The organism is Pelagerythrobacter sp. (assembly GCF_041912895.1).
Taxonomy (GTDB): Bacteria; Pseudomonadota; Alphaproteobacteria; order Sphingomonadales; family Sphingomonadaceae; genus Pelagerythrobacter.
In genome coordinates, this window is sequence record NZ_JAYSGI010000001.1 from 116,291 (window position 1) to 139,054 (window position 22,764).

The following is a 22,764-nucleotide window of genomic DNA, read 5'->3' on the forward strand; positions in this document are numbered from 1 at the left end:
TGCGATTGGTTTGCAATTGCAATAAGGCATCGGAAAGCGCCGCCTGCCCGGGTCGTCAGAGCGCGATCCGGCGGCCCGAACCCTCGTCGCGTTCCTGTGCCAGCAGCATCGCCGCGAGATAATCGGGCACCGCGCGGCTGAAGTAGTAGCCCTGGCCGAGCGTACACCCGGCATCGCGCACCGCGGTCACCTGCTCGACGGTTTCGAGTCCCTCGGCGACGATCTCCATCCCGAGCTGGGCGCCCATCTCGGCGACCGCGCGGATGATCGCCTCGGTGCGCTTGGAGACTTCCGGGCCGGAGACGAAGCTGCGGTCGACCTTGATCTTCCGGAACGGATACTTGTTGACGTACGACAGCGAGGAATAGCCCGTCCCGAAATCGTCGAGCGCGAAGCGCACGCCGCGGCTCGACAGCTCGCGGATGAACGCCTCGGTCGCGTCGCTGTCGTCGAGCAGCAGGCTCTCGGTCACTTCCAGTTCCAGCCGCGTGGGGTCGAGGTTCGCCTCGCGCAGCGCGTTGAGGATACCCAGCGCCGCGCCCGGCGCCTTGATCTGCAGCGGCGAGAGGTTGACCGCGATCGTCACGTCGTCGGGCCACTGCGCCGCCGCCTTGGCCGCCTGGCCGGTGATCCAGTTGCCAAGCGTGACGATCACCCCGGTCTCCTCGGCCACGGGGATGAACTCGTCGGGGCGCATCTCGCCCTTTTGCGGATGGAACCAGCGCACCAGCGCCTCGAACGTGCGGATGCGGCCGGTGGAAAGGTCGACGATCGGCTGGAAGAAGATCGACAGCTCGTTCTTCTGGATCGCGCTGCGCAGCTCCGCCTCGATCTCGCGCCGGCGGGCGAGGTCGCGGCTCATCGAGCTGTCGAAGAAGCAGGTCTGGCGCCGGCCGCCCACTTTGGCGTGATAGAGCGCCAGGTCGGCCGCCTGCATCACGCTGTCGGCGTCGGCGCCGTCGTCGGGCAGCACCGCCACGCCGAGCGACGCGCCGATTTCCAGCCGCTCGCCGTCGATCCGGACCGGGCGCATGATCTCGGCGTGGACCTCGCTCGCCAGCCGCATGCAGTCGGCGCGGTTGTCGACTTCGCAGAAGATGATGAACTCGTCGCCGCCGAAGCGCGCCACCGTGGCCCCGTCGGGCGTCACGTCCTGCAGCCGCCGCGCCACGCTCTGCAGCAGGCGGTCGCCGATCGGGTGGCCGAGCAGGTCGTTGACTTCCTTGAACCGGTCGAGGTCGATCCAGATCATGCCCATCATCTGGTCGGCGGGCACGTTCATCAGCTTCTCGACCATCTCGTGGTTGAGCCCGGCGCGGTTGGCCAGCCCGGTCACCGCGTCGGTCCGGGCGAGGTTTTGCATCTTGGCGGCCAGCCGCGCGCTGGTTTCGGCGGCGGCGATGTTGTCGCGCAGCACCTTGAACACGTTCATCGTGATCGAGGCCATCGCGGGCACCATCAGCACGATCGTCACCGCGAAGGCGTAATAGGCGAGCGAGCCGAGATAGAGGCAGGCGGCGAACATCGGCATGCAGACGAGGATCAGCTGGCCGATCGCGATCGTCGGGCGGCCTGCGTTGCGCGCGCAGATCGCCACGCCGTAGCCGATCGCATTCGCCGCCAGCAGCACCTTGCCCGCCGGCTCGACCTCGAGGATCAGCGAGGCGGCCGCCACGGTGCCCATCAGCAGGGCGTACGTGAACGCGCCGACTTCGTAGAAGATCTCGAGCTTGCTCGTGCTCGCCTTGCTGTCGGGCGAGAGGACGACGGCCACGGCCACGCGGACGAGCGCGACGACCGTCAGCGCGAGGCTGAGCACGTAGAGCACGGTCGATCCGCTGAGCCAGGCGACCACCAGCGAAGCGGCGATCCCGCTCGCCGCGCCCGCGGCGAGGCTGCTGGGCAAAGTGTAGAGCGTGCGGACGAGCGTGCCGCGAACGCGTTCGGACAACGCGTCGCCTTTCGTGAAATAGGCCAGGGCCCAGTCTGCCTCGTCCTTCGGATCGCTGCTCGCCATAGGGACCGGCCTAGCGAAAAGTGGTCACCGCATAGTTAATAGGCCGCTTACAGATCGACGAAACGCGCGGGAAACCCGGCGTTAGGCATCCGACGCCGGCCGCAGCGGCGCGCCGGCGCGCGGTCCGGCTCGATCGCCTTCCGCCTGTTCGATCGATCGCGCCAGCCGCGCGTCGAGCGTACGGCAGATGCCGAGCCACCAGTCGTAGCGTTCGCGGTCGCCCGCGAAGAAGGCGCGTTCGGCCTGGCCCCGTGCCTCGTGCGCGGCGCCGATCCCGTATTGCGCGAAATGCCGCAGCGCGGCGTGGAGCAGGCGGTCGTCGGCGCGCTCGTGGCAGTTGTCGTTGGCGGCGGTGGCGGGGGCGCGGCGGCGGAGGACGCGGGCGATCGGCGAGTCCGCGTTCAGACGCGAAGCGGCGAAATGGACGGTCATGCGGAGAAGGCCCTCTTGCGGGGTTGCGACTTCCGCGGGTTTAGGCGCCAACTCGTGAAGCGGGGGTTTTGCGCTAGGGTTTCCCCGTTCTTAACCCTTGTCGGCCGGTCAGCGCGCCTGGCCCGGCTCGGCGATCCAGCGACCGCTGTTGGCGTATTCGGCCTTTACCCCGCCGCCGCCGGGCAGGTCGCTCGCGGTGAAGGCCGCATCGCCGCCGCGCGCCTCGACCGCCGGCGCATAGTCCGGCGCGGGCACGCGGGTCGCGGCAGGCGGGGCCGCGCCGATCGCGGCGCTGCGCGCATCCTCGTAAGCGCGGGCGAGCGCCACCGGGTCGGACGCGGCGGCCGGTTCCGGCACGCTCGAGCGCGGGTGGGGCGCGGCCAGCGGCTCGCCGCCGCGATAGGCCGCGGTGAACGCGGCAGGCCGCCCCGCCGCACCGCGCCAGCGGTAGAAGCGGTGCGCGCCGATCACGCCGACCGTGTCGAGGCTCGGCGCCCAGTACGGGTTGATCCAGATCGTGTGGTAATGGGTCGCGAGGCCCACCGGCGCGTAGGTTTCGCCCGCCAGCGCGCGCCGGGCCACGCCCATCGCGCGGTCCCACGCCGCCTTCATCGGCTGGCGCGCCAGCGAGCCGTCGCAGGTGAAGGTAAACTGGCACCCGGTCGTCCGCTCAGAACCTTGATAGACCACGCCGCACACGCTGTTCGGATAGCTGGGGTGCGCGACGCGGTTCAGCACCACCTGCGCCACCGCGCGCTGGCCGCCGATCGCTTCGCTCGCCGCCTCGTAATAGACCGCGCTGGCGAGGCATTGCAGCGCGCGCGCCTTGTCGATCCCGGTGCCCGCCGAATGGAAGGCGCGCGCCGCCGGCCCCGCATTGCGCACCGCGGCGAGTTCGGCCGCCGCGCCGCCCGCACCGGTCAGGTCGAACACGCGCGCGCCGTTCTCGATCGCGGCGTAGTCGGCGCGCGGCGCGGCTTCGAGGAAATAGAACGCCGAGCCGGGAAAGCTCTGGCCCGCGCGCTCGAACGGCATCGGCTTGACGGCGGATGTGGCCGCCTCGTGCCGGGCGTCGGGGGCGAAGGCGCGCCAGTCGTCCGGCGCGGCCATCGCCGGAACCCCCACCGCGGCGATCAGCGCGAGAATCCGCCGCCCGCGATGCTTGCCCGCCAGCCGCGCCCACAGGCTCGCCTGCCGGCGGCGCGCGCGAAGCTGGAAGGCAGGGGTGCGGGCAGGGGTCACGGCGATCCTTGTGCTTGCGGCGCTTGCAGCGCGCCCCGGCGCGTACCAGCGCGACCGGTGAATTTCGACCGCGCCGCACGGGCTGTCCCTTGGCGGAACACCTCGCAAGCGGCGGTTAACGCGGACACTTTCCGCCCGGTTACCGCGCGGCCATCTTGTGCACCCGCGAAGCCGCCGCTAAGGGCGCGCGCACGTCATGGGTTGTCGGCGCGTTTCCCTCGGGAAGCGGGCGGACCGAAGAGGGAAGGGGGTAGGGAGGTCGTCTCCCGGGGCCTCCGCTGCCCCCGCAACTGTGACCGGGGAGCGCCCGCTCCACATGCCACTGGCCGATCCTTCGGGGGGCCGGGAAGGCGGTGCGAGGCGTGACGATCCGGGAGCCAGGAGACCTGCCCGTCGACGGTCGTTCGTGCTGCCGGGCGGGGTGAACCGGAAGCAGGCGGAAGGGGCATGTGCCCCTGCTCCGTCATGGGCGACGTTCGCACATGACAGGAGGTATAATGCGTAACCATCTGATTATCGGCACGGCGCTCACCGCGCTCGCCGCTCCGCTCGCGGCGCAGGACAGCGCCGGGACGTTCTCGGAATTCCGGCCCGAGGAAACCCAGATCACCGTCACCGCCACCGGCACGCGGATCGAGCTGGAGGATACCGGTCAGCCGATCACCGTGATCGGCGAGGACGAGATCGAGAGCGTGCAGGGCGCCGACCTGACCCGCGTGCTCGAGCGCGTGCCGGGCCTCACCTTCAGCCGCAACGGCGGGCCGGGCGCGGTGACCCAGGTCCGCGTGCGCGGTGCGGAGGGCGAGCAGCTCCTCGTCCTGCTCGACGGGGTGCGCGTGGCCGATCCGGCCGCACCCGGCGGCGGGTTCGATTTCGGCAACCTGCTGGCAGGCAACCTGTCCAAGATCGAGGTGCTGCGCAGCTCGAACTCCACGATCTGGGGCTCGGACGCGATCGGCGGCGTGCTCGTCGCCAGCACCCGCGCGGCCAGCGGGCTGGAAGCGAGCGCCGAATACGGCGCGCGCGATACCGCCACCGGCACGCTTTCCGGCGGGATCGGCGGCGACCGCGGCTTCCTCGGCGGATCGGCGAGCTACTACCGCACCGACGGGTTCTCGCAAGCCGCGAGCGGCGCCGAGGCCGACGGGTTCGAGCAGTGGGCGGTGAACGGCCAGGGCCGGCTCTACCTCTCGCCCAGCGTCGAACTGTTCGCACGCGGCCGCTATGCCGAAGGCGACGTCGACCTCGACGGCTTCCCGGCACCGAACTTCGTGCTCGCCGACACCGAGGAAACGCAGCACACCCGCCAGTATTCGGCCTCCACCGGCGCGATCTACGACACCGGGCCGCTGTTCGTCAGCGCGGCCTACTCGTTCGCCGATACCGAGCGGGTCAATGTCGATCCCGTCGCTGGCGCCGACCCCACGTTCACCAGCGACGGCCATTCGGACCGCGTGGAACTGCGCGGCGAATGGCGTCCGATCGGCCCGCTGCTGGTGAATTTCGGCGCGGAGAACGAGTGGGCTTCCTACCGTACGTTGTTCGAGGAGGAGCAGGACACGCGCATCTTCGGCGCCTACGGTCAGCTCGGGATCGAGATGGGCGGGCTCGCCGCGCATGCGGGGATGCGGGTCGACGATCACCAGCGCTTCGGCACCGAAACCAGCTTCGGCGGCGACCTGAGCTACGTCCTGACGGGCGAGCTGCGGCTGCGCGCCAGCGTGGGCGAGGGCTTCAAGGCGCCGACGCTCTACCAATTGTTCTCCGACTACGGGAACGAGGCGCTCCAGCCCGAACGCAGCACCAGCTACGACGTCGGCCTGGTCCACGGCGATCGCTCGCTGACGGACACGCGCTTCTACGGCTCGGCCACGCTGTTCCGCCGCGACGCGCGCGACCAGATCGAGTTCGCGAACTGCGACACCAACTGCGACACGCGGCCCTTCGGCTACTACGTGAACATCGGCCGCGTGCGCGCCGAAGGGTTCGAATTCGAACTCGGCGCGCGTCCGTCCGACCGCTGGATCACCCGCGCGGTCTACTCGTGGACCGACACCGAGAACCGCACCCTCGGCGCGGCGAACGCGGGCAACGTCCTCGCCCGCCGTCCGCGCCACGCGCTCACGCTCTCGGCCGACTGGGTCAGCCCGCTGGCCGATCTCACGCTGGGCGGCGACGTGCGCATGGTCGGCGATTCGTTCGACGACGCGGGCAACTTCACCCGGCTCGACGGCTACACGCTGGCCGGCGTGCGCGCCGCGCTGCCGTTCGGCGAACGGTTCGAGGTATTCGGCCGGGTCGAGAACCTGTTCGACGCCGAATACCAGACCGTCGCCGGCTACGCGACGGCAGGCCGCAGCGCCTTCATCGGCGCCCGCGCGCGGTTCTGAAGGCTTCCGGTGCCCGGCTTCGTTTCGAGCCGGGCACCGATTTGGGTCTCACACGAAGACACGAAGGCACGAAGAAATATCGCGACACGAAGTGTCGAAACCAATCTGCAAGCGGGTATCTTGCCGCCTGACCATCATTGGGTGCGGCTTCGCCGCCGGCACAACATCTTTGTGCCTTCGTGTCTTCGTGTGAGAAAAACCAGGCCCGCCCCCTCCTCGCCGTGAGGAGGGGGCGGCCACGATCACTGCGCCCCGTCGCCCGTGGTCTGCGGCGGCAGCGCGCCGTCCGACGTCGCGCCCGCATCGCCGCCGTCGCCGGTCAGGCCGCGCGCCTCGAGCATCGGGGTCACGTCCGGCTGGCGCCCGGCGAAGTTCTCGAACATCTCGAAGTAGTCCATCGTCCCGCCCTTGCTGAGCACGGTGTCGCGGTAGTGATCGCCGTTCTCACGGGTCAGCCCGCCATTGTCGAGGAACCACTTGCGGCTGTCGCGGTCGAGCATCTCGGTCCACAGGTACGAGTAATACCCCGCGCTGTAGCCGGTCGCGCTGGAGAAGATGTGGTTGAAGTAGCTGCTGCGATAGCGCGGCGGCACCAGATCGACCTCCAGCCCCAATTCCTCCAGCGACTTGCGCTCGAAGGCGTCGACCTTTTCGGGCGTGTCGATCGCGGCCGCCTGCTGCGGGTTCAGCGCGTGCCACTTCATGTCGAGCAGCGCGGCCTCCACCGTCTCGCCGAAGTCGTAGCCCTGGTTGAACTTCGCCGCCGCCTCGATCTTCTCGATCAGTTCGGCCGGGATCGCCTCGCCCGTCTGGTAGTGCTTGGCATAGTTGCGCAGCACCTCGGGATAGGTCGCCCACAGCTCGTTCACCTGGCTCGGGTACTCGACGAAATCGCGCGCCGTCGCGGTGCCCGAGAGGCTGGCGTATTTCTGGTTGGCGAAGAAGCCGTGCAGCGCGTGGCCGAATTCGTGGAACATCGTGTTGACGTTGTCGAAGCTGACGAGCTGCGGCTCGCCCGCGTTCGCCTTGGGGATGTTGAGCACGTTGTAGATCACCGGCTTGGTGCCGTAGAGGTGGCTCTGGTCCACGAAGTTGCTCATCCACGCCCCGCCGCGCTTGCTCGGGCGCTGGTAGGGGTCGAAATAGAAGATTCCGAGCTCGCTGCCGTCCTTGTCGAACACGGTGTAAGTCGTCACGTCCGGGTGATAGACGGGCAGGTCGGTGCGCTGTTCGAAGCGCAGGCCGTAGAGCTTGTTGGCGGCATAGAACACGCCGTTTTCCAGCACGCTCTTGATCTCGAAATACGGCTTCACCGCATTCTCGTCGATGTCGTAGCGCGCCTTGCGGACCTTCTCGGCGAAGCGATACCAGTCCCACGGCTTGACCTCGAAATCGCCGCCCTCGGATGCGATCTGCTCGTTCAGCACCGCCGCCTCGCGCCGCTGCGTGGCGGCGAGGGCGGGGACCATCTGCTGCATGAAGTCGAGCGCGGTCTTCGGGTTCTGCGCCATGCGGTCGTACATCACGTAGCTCGCCCAGTCGGGCTGGCCGAACAGCGCGGCCTTCTGCGCGCGCAGTTCGGCGATATCGGCCAGCAGCGTGCGGGTATCGTTCTCGTCACCGTGGACCGAGCGGTTATAGCTGTTCATGAACAGCTGCTCGCGCGTGGCGCGGTCTTCCATTATCGGCAGCAGCGGCTGCTGCGTCGTGTTCTGCAGCGCAATCACGTATTGCCCGTCCAGCCCCTTTTCGGTGGCGAGCTGGGCCGCCGCCTGGATGTCCGAATCCGACAGCCCGGCCAGCTTGGCCCGGTCGCTCACCACCAGCGCGCCGTCGACCGTCGCCGCGCGGACTTTCTGCGAAAACTCGGTGGTCAGTTCGGACAGGCGCGAGTTGATCGTCTTGACCTGTTCCTTCTGCGCCGGGTCGAGCATCGCACCGGCGTGGACCATCTGCTCGTAGGTTTCCTCGAGCAGCTTGGTGTCTTCCGCCGTCAGGTCCAGCGAGGCGCGGTTGTCGTAGACCGCCTTCACCCGCTCGAACAGCACCGGGTCGAGCGTGATCGCGTCCGAATGCTGCGACAGCTTGGGGCCGATGTCGGCCTGCACCGCGTCCAACGTATCGTTGGTGTTCGACCCGGTCAGCGCGAAGAATACCGTGGCCACGCGGCCCAGCATCCGGCCCGAGGTTTCGAGCGCGACGATCGTGTTCTCGAACGTCGGCGCTTCGGGGTTGGCCTTGATCGCCGCGATCTCGGCGTTGTGGATCGCCATCGCCTGCTCGAACGCAGGCTGATAGTCGCTGTCCTGGATCTTGGTGAAGTCGGGCGCGTGGAACGGCAGCGTGCTCGGCTGCGCGAAGTATCCGGTGCCTGCGGGAATATCGGCCGAGGCTACTACATCGGAAGCGGACTGCATGTTGCCCTCCTGCATGGTGGAACAACCCGCCAGCGCGACGGCAAGGGCGGTGGTGGCCAGGATATGGGCCTTCATGGTCTCTCCAGTTCAGGTTTGGCGCCGGCGCGTGCGAAAGGCGCGGCGAATACGGGATGAAATATCACCCGGCGCTTGAACCGGAGATTGCCCGCGATTGCAAGGGCGTGCTCAACCCAGCGGATAGCGCACCAGCGCATCGTATTGCGAACCCGCGGGCGTCAGCCGGCTCGAATAGAGCGCGAAGGCTTCCACCCGCCAAGGCTTGCTCGCCAGCAGCGCGTGGCGCGCCAGCCAGCCGCCGATCGGTCCGCTCGCGCGGTTGAGGCGGGCGAGGGTGATATGCGCCGCGAACTTGCGCGTCTCCGCCGCTAGCCCGGCGGCGCGGCACGCCCGCTCGACCCGGCGTTGCAGCACGGCGAGCGGCTCGCTCGCCTCGACCCCGGCCCACAAGGTATGCGCCAGTCCCTTCTTCTCGAAATATCCCACCCCGCGCAAGGCGAGGTCGAACGGCCCGCCCGCGACCCGCGCCAGCGCGTCGGCGAGGTCTTCCGCCTGCGGCCCCTCGATCTCGCCCGCGAAACGCAGCGTCAGATGCAACTGGTCGTCGTCCTGCCAGCGCGCGCCCGCGACACCGTCCATCGTGTCGATCAGCATGTCGCGCACCACGGCGGGCGGGCGGATCGCGGCGAAGAGGCGGTGCATGGGGGCACGTTACAGATCGCGCCGGGTGCGCGCCAGCGGCGGCACGCGGGATTGCCGCCGCAGGATGCGCCGTTTCGTGCGCGTTTGGGGCTTGATCGGGCCGAGAACGCCGATAGGCACGGCGAATGCCCGATGCCGCATCCCTAGCCTCCGACCCCGATTGGCTTCCCCATCGGATAGACATGGCCTCCGGCAGGATGGGCTTCCTCCGGCTCGCGCGCGAGCAGCTCGATGGTCCGACGTTCCTCGCCGATCGAACTCCGGGTTCGGCGGACCATGAAGCATCGGTACCGCTCGGCGACGTGCTCGGGATGGCGCCAGCCACAGGTCCGCTTCATTTCATTTTCCATACCGCGTTCTGCCGCTCCACATTGCTGGTGCGGGCGCTGGACCTGCCGGGAATCTCGGCCGGATTGAGCGAGCCCGGCATCATCGGCAGCCTGGCCGGTGCCGGTCGGCAGGGCGCGCCGCTGGTCAAGCCCGTCCTCGATCTCCTCTCGCGTCGGCATGGGGACGAGCGGGCGGTCATCGTCAAGCCGACCAATCATGCGAACATGTTGATCCCGGCCCTGCTCGATGCGCGCCCCGATGCGCGCGGCGTACTGATGACCAGCGCGCTCGATCCGTTTCTGCTGTCGGTGGCGAAGCGGGGCATGATGGGGCGCCGCTGGGGACGCCAACTCTATTTCGAGCTGATGGGTTACGCGGGCGTCGATCTCGGCATGGATGGCCCCGAGCAGTTCGCGATGACCGACCTTCAGGCGGCCGGTCTCGCCTGGTTCCTGAACCGCCGCTATTTCTCGATGCTGCGCGATAGATACGGCGAGCGGCTGATCTGGCTCGACGGCGACCGCTTCGACGCGGCCCGCGCCGCCACCCTGCTGACTGTCAGCCGGCATTTCGCGCTCGACCTCACGCCCGAACGGGCGGACGCCGTGGCATCGGGCGATCTCTTTTCCAGCCACGCGAAGCTGGGGGGCGATTTCGACGCGCGAAGGAAAAGCGAAACGGAGCGGGCCGCCAGTCGCGTGACCGAGGAAGAGATCGCGCAGGTCGGCGAATGGATCGGGCTGATCGCGCGGCAGGCGGGCGTGGACCTGACGCTCGGCGGGAACTGATCCTTCGCGGACTGCGGCCCGCAAGCCATGTCCTCGCCGCCCGGCCCGTCCGGTTGCAATCGGGGGCCGGCCTCCCACATCGACCGCGCGAGCCGGACCATCACATCTGCCGATCGCCCACATCCTGCTGACGGCGGCGGCTCTGTCGCTTTAGCTTCTTGACCCACGTGAACATTTGCGGAACAGACGCGCGCTATGGCACTCACCAAAATTTCCGTCCGCGGCGCCCGCGAGCATAACCTCAAGGGCGTCGACATCGATCTGCCGCGCGATGCGCTGATCGTCATCACCGGGCTGTCGGGTTCGGGCAAGTCGTCGCTGGCGTTCGACACGATCTATGCCGAGGGGCAGCGGCGCTACGTCGAGTCGCTCTCGGCCTATGCGCGCCAGTTCCTCGAGATGATGCAGAAGCCCGATGTCGAGCATATCGACGGGCTCAGCCCCGCGATCTCGATCGAGCAGAAGACCACCAGCCGCAATCCGCGCTCGACCGTGGCGACCGTCACCGAGATCTACGACTACATGCGCCTGCTGTGGGCGCGCGTGGGCGTGCCCTATTCGCCCGCGACGGGCTTGCCGATCGAGGCGCAGACCGTCTCCAACATGGTCGACCGGGTGATGGCGTTGCCCGAGGGCACGCGGCTCTACCTGCTCGCGCCCGTGGTGCGTGGGCGCAAGGGCGAGTACCGCAAGGAACTCGCCGAATGGCAGAAGGCGGGCTTCACCCGCGTGCGGATCGACGGCGACATGTACCCGATCGAGGAAGCCCCCGCGCTCGACAAGAAGTACAAGCACGACATCGAGGTCGTGGTCGATCGCCTCGCGGTGAAGGAGGGCCTCGAAACCCGCCTCGCCGACAGCTTCGAGACCGCGCTCAAGCTGGCCGAGGGGCTGGCCTACGTCGATCTGGCGGACGGCGTGGTGCCGGGCCGCGAGGACGAGGGCGAAGCGGGCGGCGCGATGAAAGGCGCCGGCCTGCCGCCCAACCGCATCGTCTTCTCCGAGAAGTTCGCTTGCCCCGTCTCCGGCTTCACCATCGAGGAGGTCGAGCCGCGCCTGTTCTCGTTCAACGCCCCGCAGGGCGCCTGCGCCGCGTGCGACGGGCTGGGGGAGAAGCTGCTGTTCGACCCGCAGCTCGTCGTCCCGAACGAGGCGCTGACCTTGAAGCAGGGCGCGGTCGTGCCGTGGGCCAAGTCCAACCCGCCGTCGCCCTATTACATGCAGGTGCTCGCCAGCCTGGCGAAGGAGTACGGCTTCGATCTCACCACCGCGTGGGCCGACCTGACCGAGGATCAGCGCGCCACGATCCTCCACGGCACGAAGGGCAAGGCCGTGCCGCTCACCTTCAAGGACGGGCGCAAGGAATACACGGTGAAGAAGGCGTTCGAGGGGGTCATCGGCAACCTCAACCGCCGGATGCTCCAGACCGAAAGCGCGTGGATGCGCGAGGAGCTGGGCAAGTTCCAGACCGCGCAGCCGTGCGAGGTGTGCGGCGGCAAGCGGCTGAACGAGAAGGCGCTGGCGGTGAAGCTGCCGGGGCCGGATGGCGTTACCGACATCGCCACCCCCACCAAGATGAGCGTCAGCGACGCGAAGGCCTGGTTCCTCGCGCTGCCCGATCACCTCGGCGACACGCAGCAGCAGATCGCCAGGGCCATCCTCAAGGAAATCAACGAGCGGCTGGGCTTCCTCGACAACGTCGGCCTCGATTACCTCAACCTCGATCGAACTTCAGGCACCCTCTCCGGCGGCGAGAGCCAGCGCATCCGCCTCGCCAGCCAGATCGGCAGCGGCCTCTCGGGCGTGCTCTACGTGCTCGACGAGCCGAGCATCGGCCTCCACCAGCGCGACAACGACCGGCTGCTGGAAACCCTCAAGCGCCTGCGCGACCTCGGCAACACCGTGATCGTGGTCGAGCATGACGAGGATGCGATCCGCGCGGCCGATTACGTGGTCGATCTCGGCCCCGGCGCGGGCGTCCACGGAGGCGAGGTGGTCGCGGAAGGCACGCTGAAGCAGGTGCTCAAGTCGAAGGCCTCGCTCACCGCCGCCTACCTCACCGGGCGGCGCGAGATCGCGGTTCCGGCCACGCGCCGCAAGGGCAACGGCCACCAGCTCACCGTCCACGGTGCGCGCGCGAACAACCTCGCCGACGTCACCGCCTCGATCCCGCTCGGCACCTTCACCTGCGTCACCGGCGTATCGGGCAGCGGCAAGTCGAGCTTCACCATCGACACGCTCTACGCCGCCGCCGCGCGCACATTGAACGGCGCGCGGGTGATCGCGGGGCCGCACGACAAGGTCACCGGCCTCGAATACTGCGACAAGGTGATCGAGATCGACCAGTCGCCGATCGGCCGCACCCCGCGCTCCAACCCGGCGACCTACACCGGCGCCTTCACCCAGATCCGCGACTGGTTCGCCGGCCTGCCCGAAAGCCAGGCGCGCGGCTACAAGCCCGGGCGCTTCAGCTTCAACGTCAAGGGCGGCCGGTGCGAGGCGTGCCAGGGCGACGGCCTCATCAAGATCGAGATGCACTTCCTGCCCGACGTCTACGTGACGTGCGAGGAATGCGGCGGCAAGCGCTACAACCGCGAGACGCTGGAGGTGAAGTTCAAGGGCCTCTCGATCGCCGACGTGCTCGACATGACGATCGAGGACGCGGAAGGCTTCTTCAAGGCCGTCCCCCCGATCCGCGACAAGATGCACATGCTGAACGAGGTCGGCCTCGGCTACGTCAAGGTCGGCCAGCAGGCGACCACGCTCTCGGGCGGGGAGGCGCAGCGGGTGAAGCTGGCCAAGGAACTGAGCAAGCGCAGCACCGGCCAGACGCTCTACATCCTCGACGAGCCCACCACGGGCCTGCACTTCGAGGACGTCCGCAAGCTCCTCGAAGTGCTCCACCGGCTGGTGGACCAAGGGAACAGCGTGGTGGTGATCGAGCACAACCTCGACGTGATCAAGACGGCTGACCACATCCTCGACCTCGGCCCGGATGGCGGCGTGCGCGGCGGCGAGGTGGTGGCCGAGGGGACGCCGGAGGAGGTCGCGGCGACGCCGGCGAGCTATACGGGGCAGTATCTCAAGCCGATGCTGGGGAACGCGAAGAAGCGGGTCAGCGAGGCGGCAGATTAGGTTTTATTTTATCGCACACGAACTCGCTCTATTTTTGTTCGTAAGTCCTTAACCAAATTATGAATTCTTTCTTTTGCTTTCAATACAACGCGACTCAACAAAACGTCGTTTGTTTGCTCTTGGGCGCCTGAAAGAAGTCCTTCTATATCACGATATTTACATTGGAATTTTGATTCCCAATCATCTCTATTTACACGTTTTGAAAGATCTACTTCCCGTAATATAGCTCGTATATCTGATGATGATTCTTCAATTTCTGCAATCATGCCTGAAAGCTCATCTTGAAGATCGTCCAAACTCTTCGCGCTTTTATAAAGAAACGCGTTTAGAGAATCCGCCGACTTATCGAGTTTTCGACAGGATAGACGTAAATTCTCTCCGAAGTTTTTTTCAAACCAAGATTCTTTTTCCAGTCGTCCGGCCCTTCTGTGCCCGGAGACGGCGAAGGCTATCGCAACGAAAGAAAGAAGCATTGATCCCGCGCTTATGGTAGGTCCATAATCCGCAGGTACTGGAGGGGTGGGAGATTGTGTGGTGGTTGCCTCAGTGGGTGCGCTGCGACTGCTCGGCATATTCCGCCAACTTTGTCCGAATGTGAGCCGGGGCATCGAATCTGTAGTGTTCAAAAAACGCCAAAGCGCCACCAAGCGCGCGCACGCTTTCCGAAAACATGCCTTGAAAAAATGACGCGCTGATTGCTCGAAAATTTTCCGGTACATCAACAATAACCGGCTCTGGCACCTGATCTAACCTGTCGATTTCAAAAAACGCACGAGCCGAAGTTCCGCGATCATGACCTGCTAGATTCCTAACCTGTCCACGCGTTAGCTTCTTCAGTACAATGTGGCCATCAGCCATGACAATCATACTTTCATGCTCTTTCTGAGGAATTCCGGATCGATACAAAACCAAGCCGAAATTACCGTACCAGCGAAACGCTCGGGAATGGTGAAGGCGTGTGATTCGGTTGGAACGCTGCTGGCAGAGTTTGTCTCATTAAACCACAACTCTCGCAACTGAGTTCCCGGGGCTCGCTCGCCACGCTGATATGGCGCGGTAACCTGTAAGCATGATGAACCAGATAAGATCGTGTATCTCGATTGCAACTCTGGTTGATCAGTATCACCAAGCTCGGCAACCAAGTCAGCAAGTTCCAGCAAGCCCACACCTCCGCGCTTTGCCCCACTGGCCGCCGGAACCCGCGTGATACCGTCCTGAAGCGCAACAACGGTGGCCGCCAATTCTGGGCTCAAAAGATCGTCGTGTCGATTCGTATAAGTTGCCACAAATTGCTTGATCGTGGCATCAGCGGTGGTGAGGCTCTCAAAGATCGTCGCGCCTACATTCACGATCGCAAAGGCGCACTCCAAGCGCGGCGCTTCTTGATCCTCGTCGGAAGGATCGACGAGTCGGCTGAAACCGCACATAGACCAATCTCCAACGCTATTCTCAATGTCGGGTCGACCGTGCCTTTCGGCATTATCAAGCGCTTCTGTAATGGAATTAATGAGCGATTGAGCACCGCCCTCCGTCAATTCCATTTCATACTTATCTAACCAGCTTTCCAACGCGTCGCAGAACCGATCGGCGACCATCTCCTTATTTTGCGGTTTTAACTGTGAGTTTTTATCCCGAAACCTCCGAGGAGGGTTTCTGACCGCCATTTTGAAAGGCAAAATGGGGTATTTACTGCGCGACCGCTTATGTATGCGGTATACTCTCAGCGCGTCATGCAGACCCACCGACTCAATCACGGCAGCAACCTCGGCGCTAATAAATCCCCCAGAAAAAACAGGAGGCAAGGTCGGCATGAGCGATGCGAGAACTAAGTAAGGAGAAACATCGTCGCAGACTTCATCTACAAAGTCTAGCCGAACATTTAAACAGTTTGAGCTTATGCGAACTAAATCCCTAATTTGAACGAGCGTTCCATGTGGATTTCTACTAAAGGAGAAATCTTTTAGGACTATATGGTCACGATTTCGTCCCTTTAATCTCTTGGGGATGGGAATCCATCGCTTTTTATATAGCGGGCATAATGAATCCCGAAGATAACTATCGCGAATTTTAAATAGAAGAAGCTCCGGGTCTTTGATATTGAATCTTTTCTTCCCGGGGTCTCGGGTGCTTTTTAATATCTTCTGACGCTTTCGGTAGTAAGAACGTTTGGCATTTGACCTATGGCGCATTTCATCGGCGGCAAAGGCTCTTTGGAGCTCGGCCTTTTTTTCTTTTTTAAGAAATGCGTAAAGAGAGAGGTCTCGATCCGCTCGCAGTTCGTTTGGGACCGAAGTCTTAAATTTTTTATATCGTTTGCGCCACGCGGAAGCAGTCATGGGCGCAACAAGGCGTGACTGGGGGCATAAATCAAGGGCGTGGTTGATGTTTTGCCAAACAACTTTCCTACAGCCCCCCACCTGCCATACATAGCCCGGTTCGTTCCCTCGCACGGAGACACGAACCATGGCTTTCACTCCCGCCGCCGTCCGCCGCGCGCCTCGTCAGGACACTGCTCCCGACGCTCCGCCCGCAAGCGCCGCCCCCACCAATCTCCCCGCGCTCATCGAGGCGCTGTCCGGCGATGCCGCGCGGCCGCAGCAGACCGAGTTCACGCGCGCGCGGCAGGTGCAGTTCCTCCTCGCGCTCGCCGATTCGGGCGCGGTGCGGCGGGCGGTGAAGGCGGCGGGGGTCAGCCATCAGACCGCTTATCGCATGCGCCGCGCCACCCCGGCGTTCAGGCTCGCGTGGGATGCGGCGCTGCTCGCCGCGCGGGCGGTGACGGCGGACGTGCTCGCCACCCGCGCGCTCGACGGGGTGGAGGAGAAGGTGTTCTACCACGGCGAGGAGGTCGCCACCCGGCGGCGCTACGATTCGCGGTTGCTGCTGGCGCACCTCGCGCGGCTCGACCGGCTGGACGGCGATGCCGCTACCCACGCCTTCGCCGAGGATTTCGAGGAAGCGCTCGCCCGCTTCGAACGCGGAGAGCCGCAGCCGGAGCCTGACGCGGAAGCCACCACCTCCGCTCACCCTGAGCCTGTCGGAAGCGAAGCTGACCCGCAGGGTCAACGGGCCCAGTGCAACCGTGCAGCAAGCACCCTTCGACAAGCTCAGGGTGAGCGGGAAGGGGATGGGCGTCAGTTTGCCAGGGCGGGGGACCCGGACTTTTCTTCTCCAGGACAGTGTAACAACCGGTCCATGTCTCCCCTTGAGCGAGGGAAGGGCGGGCACGGGGAGGGCGGGGGTTCGGCCCCTGCGGCGGCCGGTCCGCGCGCGGTGCCGCCGGGCCGCAAGCTTCCGCCCGGTTACGACACGTGGCTGCCCGACATGGACGATCCCGCGCACTGGCGCGGCGGCGAGTATATCCCGCCCTATTGCCGGCGGCTCGACGCGATGGACGCCGCTCGCCCGCCCGGCGCCCGCCCGCCCGCGTCGTTCCCCGGAACGTGCGCCTATGTCGGCGAGGTCGAGGCCGAGCAGCTCGCCGCGTTCGAGGCGGGGGTTGAACACTGGTGGCTGGTCGTGCCGCCCGGCCCCGGCGACGACCCGGACGCGTGGTACTTCGCGGACGAGGAATAGCGGAGATCGGAAGGGAGGGTTCGCGAGGGGGCGAGCCGGAATGCGGGCCCCCTCGCGAGTCCCCGCCGGGTGGCGGGAACCTCGATCATGCGGTTATCGGCGTGGGGCGAACGGCTTACTGGTAGGCGACCACCTCGAACTCGATCCCGTCCCAGTCGCGGAAGTAGAACGTGCGCGGGCCGGGGTCGTAGCGGCCGTGGTTGAACGGCTTCAGCCCCGCCGCGCGCACCACCGCCTCGGCCGCGTCGAGATCGTCGACCGCCAGCCCCACGTGGTTGAGCGGCGCGCCGGTGTCGTATCCGTCGCGCGCCGCGGGATTGGTGTAGAGCGCGAGGTAGGTGTGATCGTCGCCGACGTGGATCGTCTCCCCGCCGTTCATCGCCGGCCCGCGCCAGCGCTGCCGCCAGCCGCACAGCCGCTCGAACAGCGCGGCGCTGCGCTGCGGATTGGTGACGGTGAGGTTGGCGTGTTCGATATGGCCTGTCGGCATGGTGGCACTCCTGTCGTTGTGCGCCGGATGCCGCGCGCGGCGGGTCCGGGGCGAATCGGGGTGCCCGCGATAATGCAACTTCAAGCTAACTTGAGGTCAAGCGGTTTCTCGGCTATCGCGGGCGGCATGAACGCCAGCGACCTCCTGCCGATCGGCACGCTCGCCCGCCGCACCGGGCTCTCGCCCTCGGCGATCCGCTTCTACGAGGACAAGGGGCTGGTCGCCGCGCACCGTACCGGCGGCAACCAGCGCCGCTTCCTGCGCTCCGACATCCGGCGGCTGAGCTTCATCCTGATCGCGCAGAAGCTCGGCCTCACGCTGGAGGAGATCGCCGAACAGCTCGCCCGCCTGCCCGCGGGGCGCACGCCGACCAGCTTCGACTGGTGGAAGATCAGCGAGGCGATCCGCGAGCGGCTCGACCGCCGCATCGCGCAGTTGGAGGCGATGCGCGACAACCTCGACGGGTGCATCGGTTGCGGGTGCCTGAGTCTCAAGCACTGCAAGCTCTACAATCCGGGCGATGCGGCGGGCGAGGCGGGGCCGGGGCCGCGCGTGTTGCGCGAGATCGCCTAGCTTTCGGGCCTAAGTCTCTGGGCCGAGGGCCGGGTCGAGATCGCGCGGGCGGGTGAAGTGGACCAGCCGCCCGCGATCGGGCGCGAGATCGGCCCAGTCGTCGATGTCGAGCTCGAACACGGCGAACGTCGCGGTCGGATACTTGGCCGCCGCCTCGTCGAACAGCGCGTCCTCGGCCGACGGGGGGACGAGGGCGAACAGCACTTCCTGCAAGCCCGGGTTGTGCCCCGCGACGAGCACCGCCTGCGCCTCGCCCGCCCGCTCGCGCACCACGTCGAGGATGGTGTCCGCGCTGGCGAGGTAGAGCCGTTCGTCGAATTCCGGGGAGGCATCGGGCAGCGCCGCCTCCAGCGTCCGCCGCACCCGCTCCGCCGGGCTGGCGACGATGCGGTCGAAGGCCACGCCATGCTCGCCGATATGCCGCCCGATCAGCCGCGCGCCCTTGCGCCCGCGCGCGTTGAGCCCACGGTCGAAATCGCGCTTGCCGATGTCGTCCCAGTCCGATTTCGCGTGGCGCAGCAGTCCCAGGATCTTCACGACGATTGGCGGTCCTCTACAGTGCGCGCGGTTTCGCCCCCTGAAACACCGGCGGCCACGCGTTGTAAAGCCTCCGCCAGCGTCAGCCTGATGACAGGCGTGCCCGGCGGGAAGGCTGAGAGGAGGCGGCTGGGGAAGGCCGCGGACAGGACCACGAAGTGCCCGGCATCGTCCTTGCTGCGGATCAGCCGCCCGAACGCCTGCGCCAGCCGCGCGCGGATGATCCGGTCGTCGTATGCGCCGCCGCCGTTCGCTGCGCGGCGTGCGCGGTGGAGGATGTCGGGGCGCGGCCACGGCACCTGCTCCATCACCACGCAGCGCAGTGAGTGGCCGGGCACGTCGACCCCGTCGCGCAGCGCGTCGGTGCCGAGCAGGCTGGCCGCAGGATCGTCGCGGAAGATGTCGACCAGCGTGCCGGTGTCGATCGGATCGACGTGCTGGGCGTAGAGCGGCAGCCCGGCGCGCGCCAGCCGGTCGGCGATCCGCCCGTGCACCGCACGCAGGCGGCGCACCGCGGTGAACAGGCCGAGCACGCCGCCGCCCGCCGCCTCGACCAGCCGGGCGTAGGCCCCGGCAAGCGCGGGCAGGTCGCCGCGTTTGACGTCGGTGACGATCAACACCTCGGCACGGCGGGCATAGTCGAACGGACTCTCGGCGCTGGCGAGATGCGGTTCGATCTCGATGTGCCGCGTGCCCGCGCGCTCGACCGCACTACTCCAGTCCTCCCCGTCGCGAAGGGTGGCGCTGGTCAGCATGACGCCGTGCGCGGGTTCGAGCACGACGCGCGCGAACGGCTTCATCGGGTCGAGCCAGCGGCGGTGTATGCCGACATCGAACTCGCGCGCCTCGCTGCGATCGACCGCCAGCCAGTCGACGAATTCGGGATCGGCGGGGCCGCCGAGCCGGTCGAGCAGCGCTTCCCACGCCAGCAACAGGTCGATCCGCCAGGCGAGCGAATGCCGCGCGCCCTCGATCCGCGCGCGTCCCTGGCCGTCGAGCCAATCGGGCGCGTCCTCCACCACCGCTTCCAGCCGCACCGCGAGCTTGGCGAGCGGGCGGCGGATCGCGGCCAGCGCCGCCTGCGCATGGCCCGCCGCTTCGATCACCGGGCCGGGCAACCCGGCGGCCTCGGTCTCGATGCCGTAGCCCGCCTCCTGCCCACCGCTCTCGTCGCGCGCGTAGACGCAGCCGCGCACGGCGGCGAGCAGCGCTTCGAGCGGGCCGTAGGGCTCGCCGTCGTGCAGCCGCTGGAGCCAGCCATCGGAGGGGAGGGCATGCGCCGCCTCAAGCGCGGCCTCGATCGCTTCGCCGCCCGCTTCGTCGTAGCTGGCGACGTCGGCCAGCCGCGCGGCGAGGCCCCGGCGACGGCCCTTGGACTTTCGTTCCGGCCCGACGATCCAGCGCCGCAGTTCGATCGCCTCCTGCCCGCTCAGCGCCGCGGCGAAGGTGCTGTCGGCGGCGTCGAACACGTGATGCCCCTCGTCGAACACGATCCGCGTCGGACGCTGCGCGTGGTCGCGCCCGCGCGCGGCGTTGACCATCACCAGCGCATGGTTGGCGATCACGAGGTCGGCCTGCGCCGAGGCGCGTGCCGCGCGTTCGATGAAGCACTTTCGGTAGTGCGGACACCCGGCATAGACGCATTCGCCGCGCTGGTCGGTCAGGGCCGCGATCCCGCGCTTGCGGAACAGCGTACCCAGCCAGCCGGGCAGGTCGCCGCCGATCATGTCGCCATCACGGCTATAGGCGGCCCAGCGCGCGACCAGATGCGCGAGGATCGCCGCGCGCCCGCCGAAGCCACCTTGCAGCGCATCTTCCAGATTGAGCAGGCACAGGTAGTTCTCGCGCCCCTTGCGCACCACGACCGGCTGCGACCCGTCGGCGCGCCGTTCGGGCCAGGCGCGGCGGCTTTCCCCGCGAAGTTGGCGCTGGAGGTTCTTGGTATAGGTCGAGACCCACACCGTGCCTTGCGCCGCCGAGGCCCAGAGCGAAGCGGGCGCGAGGTAGCCCAGCGTCTTGCCGATCCCGGTGCCCGCCTGCGCGAGCAGCACGTGTGGCGCGCCGCGTTTGCCGCGCGGGGCGAACACCTTGCCGACATCGCGCGCGTAGGCCCGCTGCCCCTCACGCCGTTCGGAACCCGCGCCGGTGAGGTGAGCGAGCTGGGCCTCGATCTCGGGCTCCTCGATCAGCACCTGTCCGGGGGCGGGGCGCTCGGGCGCTTCCTCCCACTCTGGCAGGCGGGAGAACAGCCACTTCTCGGCCTTTTCGGGCCGCGCGACATGCGGCGCGAGGACTTGCGCCCACGGCCATCGAAGCCGCATCAGTGATTGCAGCGCCGACCACGCGCCCTCGCGCTCGACCCAGTCGTCAGCCGCGCAGGTTTCGAGCAGCACGCCTGCCGCCTGCTGGAGCAGCGCGGGAACGGCATCGTCGCTCGCCGGCTCGTCCAGATCGAGCGCATGCGCCAGTCCCCTCGGCGTCGGCACGCAAAACCGCGCAGGATGCACGAAGGCGTAGAGTTCGAGCAGGTCGAGCCCCGACAGGTCGGGGTAGCCGAGCCGCGTGGCGACGAGCGGGGCGTTGAGCAGCAGCACGGGCGTGTCGGCTGACGCCATGATCGCCTCGCCCCGCGAGCACGTGCGCGTGGCGCCGGCGTCGCGCAGCCATGATCCGGCGTGGCTGGCGTGGAGCGCGGGAAGGGGCACCGGTGCGGGCATCGGCTGACGATGGCGTGGCCGGAACGAAATGTAAACATCGCCCTCCAAGTGCGCCATTTCGGGCAACGGTTGGTCGCAGACAGTTCGCGCCCGGTCGCGAAGTCGAATGGCGAAATCACGAAAAATCAATAGTTTAGAAAATCCTGAACCCGCCGTGGACCGGAACATGGCGAAAATGTGCCGCGTTGTTTCGTCACTATGCGACACACACAGCATCTTGTTCGCAGCGCCCCCATCGCGATTGCCGCGATGCTCGCGCTTGGCACCACCCCCGTCATGGCGCAGAGCGCGCCGGCGCAGACACCCTCGGCCTCCGATCCGATCGTGCTGCAGTCGCCGGTCGCTCCGCCTGCGGCAACGCCCAATCCCGCGCCGACGACCGCGGCTCCGGTGGCTGCGCCGCGTACGACGCAGAGTACCGCTCCGACGCAACCCGCGCCGCAACAGCCGGCCATCGTGCTGGACGTGCCTCCGGCTCCTGTCGCCGAAACACAGCGTGAAGCCGCGCCCGTCAGCAACGAACGGGCGACCGCCGCTGCGCCTGCCGCCGAACCGCGTCCGGCGAGCCGCGAACGTGCTGTTCCTGACCGCGCCGCATCGAACGACGCCGCTCCGGTCGCGGCATCGGCCGATGCGCCCGTTTCGTCGACTGCCGATGACGCGCTGCTGGCCGAGCCGACCGTCGCGCCGGCTCCTTTCGCCGCAACCGCGCCCGAAGCGGTTGCAGCCGAGCCTGCGCCTGCTGGCGCTGGACCCGATTGGGTGGCGATCATCTCGCTTGCGCTCGCCGGCCTGATCCCGCTGGGTGCGATCGCCTTCGCACTGGTCTGGTTCCGTCGCCGCTCGCGCCGGGTGGATGCGCTCGAGAGCGAGGCTTACGACGAGGTCGAGTATGTCGAGGAACCGGCTGCCGAGCCTGTGCAGGCCCCGCTGGCCGACCGCGTTGCCGAACCCGTCACGCCGTCGCTCGCGTTCGATCCGGAACCGGTGCCGGTCGTGACGACTCCTGCCACCACCGCGCCGCGTGAAAACCCGATGGACGGCTATCAGGGCCTGCCCAACAAGGGTGCGGCGGTTTCGCTGCCGGCCGAGTTGCCCAAATCGTTCGAGGAGCGCGATGCCCTTCTCAAGCGGATGATCGAGGCCGAGCCGGATCGCGCCAACCCCTTCCGTTCGGGCAAGGCCCGCGCGCGGCGCGCGCGGCTGATCCTCCAATCGCTCGGCCGGACGTTCGAGAACGTCAAGCCGCGCTTCGACCTCAGCCAGTACACCCGCAACTGGCCGGCGCTGGCGGGCCGCCGCACCTCCTTCGCCTGATCTCGCGAGGGTCGCAGGGAAGGGGCGTACCGCGAGGTGCGCCCCTTTTCCTTTGTGCCGTTCGCGCTTGCAACATGGTGCGT

Annotated in this window: 17 protein-coding genes and 1 riboswitch; of the genes, 6 read left to right on the forward strand and 11 right to left on the reverse strand. The window is 67.1% G+C overall.

Annotated elements, in window-relative coordinates:
* Positions 1–55: 55 nt before the first annotated feature.
* The 3 genes from ACE3QC_RS00650 to ACE3QC_RS00660 all read right to left on the reverse strand — a co-directional run bounded on the left by ACE3QC_RS00650 (position 56) and on the right by ACE3QC_RS00660 (position 3,691).
* On the reverse strand, positions 56–2,017 hold the full coding sequence (locus tag ACE3QC_RS00650; protein ID WP_374405151.1) for a putative bifunctional diguanylate cyclase/phosphodiesterase: 1,962 nt from the start codon (positions 2,015–2,017) through the stop codon (positions 56–58).
* An 81-nt stretch (positions 2,018–2,098) separates the two neighbouring features.
* Positions 2,099–2,449: a hypothetical protein gene (locus ACE3QC_RS00655; protein ID WP_374405152.1), complete on the reverse strand. Its 351-nt coding sequence runs from the start codon at positions 2,447–2,449 to the stop codon at positions 2,099–2,101.
* 108 nt (positions 2,450–2,557) lie between these two features.
* On the reverse strand, positions 2,558–3,691 hold the full coding sequence (locus ACE3QC_RS00660; RefSeq protein WP_374405154.1) for a cell wall hydrolase: 1,134 nt from the start codon (positions 3,689–3,691) through the stop codon (positions 2,558–2,560).
* A gap of 210 nt (positions 3,692–3,901) precedes the next feature.
* A riboswitch (cobalamin riboswitch) is annotated at positions 3,902–4,100 on the forward strand.
* 88 nt (positions 4,101–4,188) lie between these two features.
* Between ACE3QC_RS00660 and ACE3QC_RS00665 the strand changes: the two genes are divergently transcribed.
* Positions 4,189–6,081: a TonB-dependent receptor plug domain-containing protein gene (locus tag ACE3QC_RS00665; RefSeq protein WP_374405155.1), complete on the forward strand. Its 1,893-nt coding sequence runs from the start codon at positions 4,189–4,191 to the stop codon at positions 6,079–6,081.
* 242 nt (positions 6,082–6,323) lie between these two features.
* Here ACE3QC_RS00665 and ACE3QC_RS00670 read toward each other — a convergent pair whose 3' ends face one another.
* Both ACE3QC_RS00670 and thpR read right to left on the reverse strand, forming a co-directional pair.
* Positions 6,324–8,573, reverse strand: coding sequence for a M3 family metallopeptidase (locus ACE3QC_RS00670; protein ID WP_374405156.1), 2,250 nt, complete (start codon positions 8,571–8,573; stop codon positions 6,324–6,326).
* A 111-nt stretch (positions 8,574–8,684) separates the two neighbouring features.
* A complete protein-coding gene (gene thpR / locus ACE3QC_RS00675) occupies positions 8,685–9,218 on the reverse strand; it encodes an RNA 2',3'-cyclic phosphodiesterase (RefSeq protein WP_374405157.1) in 534 nt (177 codons plus the stop codon).
* A 125-nt stretch (positions 9,219–9,343) separates the two neighbouring features.
* Between thpR and ACE3QC_RS00680 the strand changes: the two genes are divergently transcribed.
* A complete protein-coding gene (locus ACE3QC_RS00680; protein ID WP_374405158.1) occupies positions 9,344–10,336 on the forward strand; it encodes a hypothetical protein in 993 nt (330 codons plus the stop codon).
* Between the two features lie 195 nt (positions 10,337–10,531).
* Complete coding sequence (gene uvrA / locus ACE3QC_RS00685; protein ID WP_374405159.1) at positions 10,532–13,471, forward strand: excinuclease ABC subunit UvrA; 2,940 nt, start codon at positions 10,532–10,534, stop codon at positions 13,469–13,471.
* A gap of 8 nt (positions 13,472–13,479) precedes the next feature.
* Here uvrA and ACE3QC_RS00690 read toward each other — a convergent pair whose 3' ends face one another.
* The 3 genes from ACE3QC_RS00690 to ACE3QC_RS00700 form a co-directional block, all read right to left on the reverse strand.
* Positions 13,480–13,944, reverse strand: coding sequence for a hypothetical protein (locus tag ACE3QC_RS00690; RefSeq protein ID WP_374405160.1), 465 nt, complete (start codon positions 13,942–13,944; stop codon positions 13,480–13,482).
* Between the two features lie 70 nt (positions 13,945–14,014).
* Positions 14,015–14,329, reverse strand: a complete 315-nt coding sequence (locus tag ACE3QC_RS00695; protein WP_374405161.1) for a hypothetical protein — start codon at positions 14,327–14,329, stop codon at positions 14,015–14,017.
* A 5-nt stretch (positions 14,330–14,334) separates the two neighbouring features.
* Positions 14,335–15,807, reverse strand: a complete 1,473-nt coding sequence (locus ACE3QC_RS00700) for a hypothetical protein (protein ID WP_374405162.1) — start codon at positions 15,805–15,807, stop codon at positions 14,335–14,337.
* 127 nt (positions 15,808–15,934) lie between these two features.
* On the opposite strand from ACE3QC_RS00700, the gene ACE3QC_RS00705 reads away from it, so the two are divergent.
* Positions 15,935–17,047, forward strand: a complete 1,113-nt coding sequence (locus ACE3QC_RS00705; RefSeq protein ID WP_374405163.1) for a hypothetical protein — start codon at positions 15,935–15,937, stop codon at positions 17,045–17,047.
* Positions 17,048–17,162: 115 nt separating this feature from the next.
* On the opposite strand, the gene ACE3QC_RS00710 is transcribed toward ACE3QC_RS00705, so the two are convergent.
* Complete coding sequence (locus tag ACE3QC_RS00710) at positions 17,163–17,537, reverse strand: VOC family protein (RefSeq protein ID WP_374405164.1); 375 nt, start codon at positions 17,535–17,537, stop codon at positions 17,163–17,165.
* Positions 17,538–17,663: 126 nt separating this feature from the next.
* Between ACE3QC_RS00710 and soxR the strand changes: the two genes are divergently transcribed.
* Complete coding sequence (soxR, locus tag ACE3QC_RS00715; RefSeq protein WP_374405165.1) at positions 17,664–18,110, forward strand: redox-sensitive transcriptional activator SoxR; 447 nt, start codon at positions 17,664–17,666, stop codon at positions 18,108–18,110.
* A 9-nt stretch (positions 18,111–18,119) separates the two neighbouring features.
* Here the strand turns inward: soxR and ACE3QC_RS00720 are convergent, their stop codons facing one another.
* Positions 18,120–18,647, reverse strand: coding sequence for a histidine phosphatase family protein (locus ACE3QC_RS00720; protein WP_374405166.1), 528 nt, complete (start codon positions 18,645–18,647; stop codon positions 18,120–18,122).
* Complete coding sequence (locus tag ACE3QC_RS00725) at positions 18,644–21,364, reverse strand: ATP-dependent DNA helicase (protein WP_374405167.1); 2,721 nt, start codon at positions 21,362–21,364, stop codon at positions 18,644–18,646. The genes ACE3QC_RS00720 and ACE3QC_RS00725 overlap by 4 nt, the downstream gene beginning before the upstream one ends.
* A 249-nt stretch (positions 21,365–21,613) precedes the next feature.
* Between ACE3QC_RS00725 and ACE3QC_RS00730 the strand changes: the two genes are divergently transcribed.
* A complete protein-coding gene (locus ACE3QC_RS00730) occupies positions 21,614–22,681 on the forward strand; it encodes a hypothetical protein (protein WP_374405168.1) in 1,068 nt (355 codons plus the stop codon).
* Positions 22,682–22,764 lie beyond the last annotated feature (83 nt).

What these genes read in the sequence shown, in the direction of transcription:
- ACE3QC_RS00650 (WP_374405151.1), bottom strand. Translation starts at nt 2,017, where the DNA reads ATGGCGAGCAGCGATCCGAAGGACGAGGCAGACTGGGCCCTGGCCTAT.
- ACE3QC_RS00655 (WP_374405152.1), bottom strand. Translation starts at nt 2,449, where the DNA reads ATGACCGTCCATTTCGCCGCTTCGCGTCTGAACGCGGACTCGCCGATC.
- ACE3QC_RS00665 (WP_374405155.1), top strand. Translation starts at nt 4,189, where the DNA reads ATGCGTAACCATCTGATTATCGGCACGGCGCTCACCGCGCTCGCCGCT.
- ACE3QC_RS00670 (WP_374405156.1), bottom strand. Translation starts at nt 8,573, where the DNA reads ATGAAGGCCCATATCCTGGCCACCACCGCCCTTGCCGTCGCGCTGGCG.
- thpR (WP_374405157.1), bottom strand. Translation starts at nt 9,218, where the DNA reads ATGCACCGCCTCTTCGCCGCGATCCGCCCGCCCGCCGTGGTGCGCGAC.
- ACE3QC_RS00680 (WP_374405158.1), top strand. Translation starts at nt 9,344, where the DNA reads ATGCCCGATGCCGCATCCCTAGCCTCCGACCCCGATTGGCTTCCCCAT.
- uvrA (WP_374405159.1), top strand. Translation starts at nt 10,532, where the DNA reads ATGGCACTCACCAAAATTTCCGTCCGCGGCGCCCGCGAGCATAACCTC.
- ACE3QC_RS00690 (WP_374405160.1), bottom strand. Translation starts at nt 13,944, where the DNA reads ATGCTTCTTTCTTTCGTTGCGATAGCCTTCGCCGTCTCCGGGCACAGA.
- ACE3QC_RS00695 (WP_374405161.1), bottom strand. Translation starts at nt 14,329, where the DNA reads ATGGCTGATGGCCACATTGTACTGAAGAAGCTAACGCGTGGACAGGTT.
- ACE3QC_RS00700 (WP_374405162.1), bottom strand. Translation starts at nt 15,807, where the DNA reads ATGACTGCTTCCGCGTGGCGCAAACGATATAAAAAATTTAAGACTTCG.
- ACE3QC_RS00705 (WP_374405163.1), top strand. Translation starts at nt 15,935, where the DNA reads ATGGCTTTCACTCCCGCCGCCGTCCGCCGCGCGCCTCGTCAGGACACT.
- ACE3QC_RS00710 (WP_374405164.1), bottom strand. Translation starts at nt 17,537, where the DNA reads ATGCCGACAGGCCATATCGAACACGCCAACCTCACCGTCACCAATCCG.
- soxR (WP_374405165.1), top strand. Translation starts at nt 17,664, where the DNA reads ATGAACGCCAGCGACCTCCTGCCGATCGGCACGCTCGCCCGCCGCACC.
- ACE3QC_RS00725 (WP_374405167.1), bottom strand. Translation starts at nt 21,364, where the DNA reads ATGCCCGCACCGGTGCCCCTTCCCGCGCTCCACGCCAGCCACGCCGGA.
- ACE3QC_RS00730 (WP_374405168.1), top strand. Translation starts at nt 21,614, where the DNA reads ATGCTCGCGCTTGGCACCACCCCCGTCATGGCGCAGAGCGCGCCGGCG.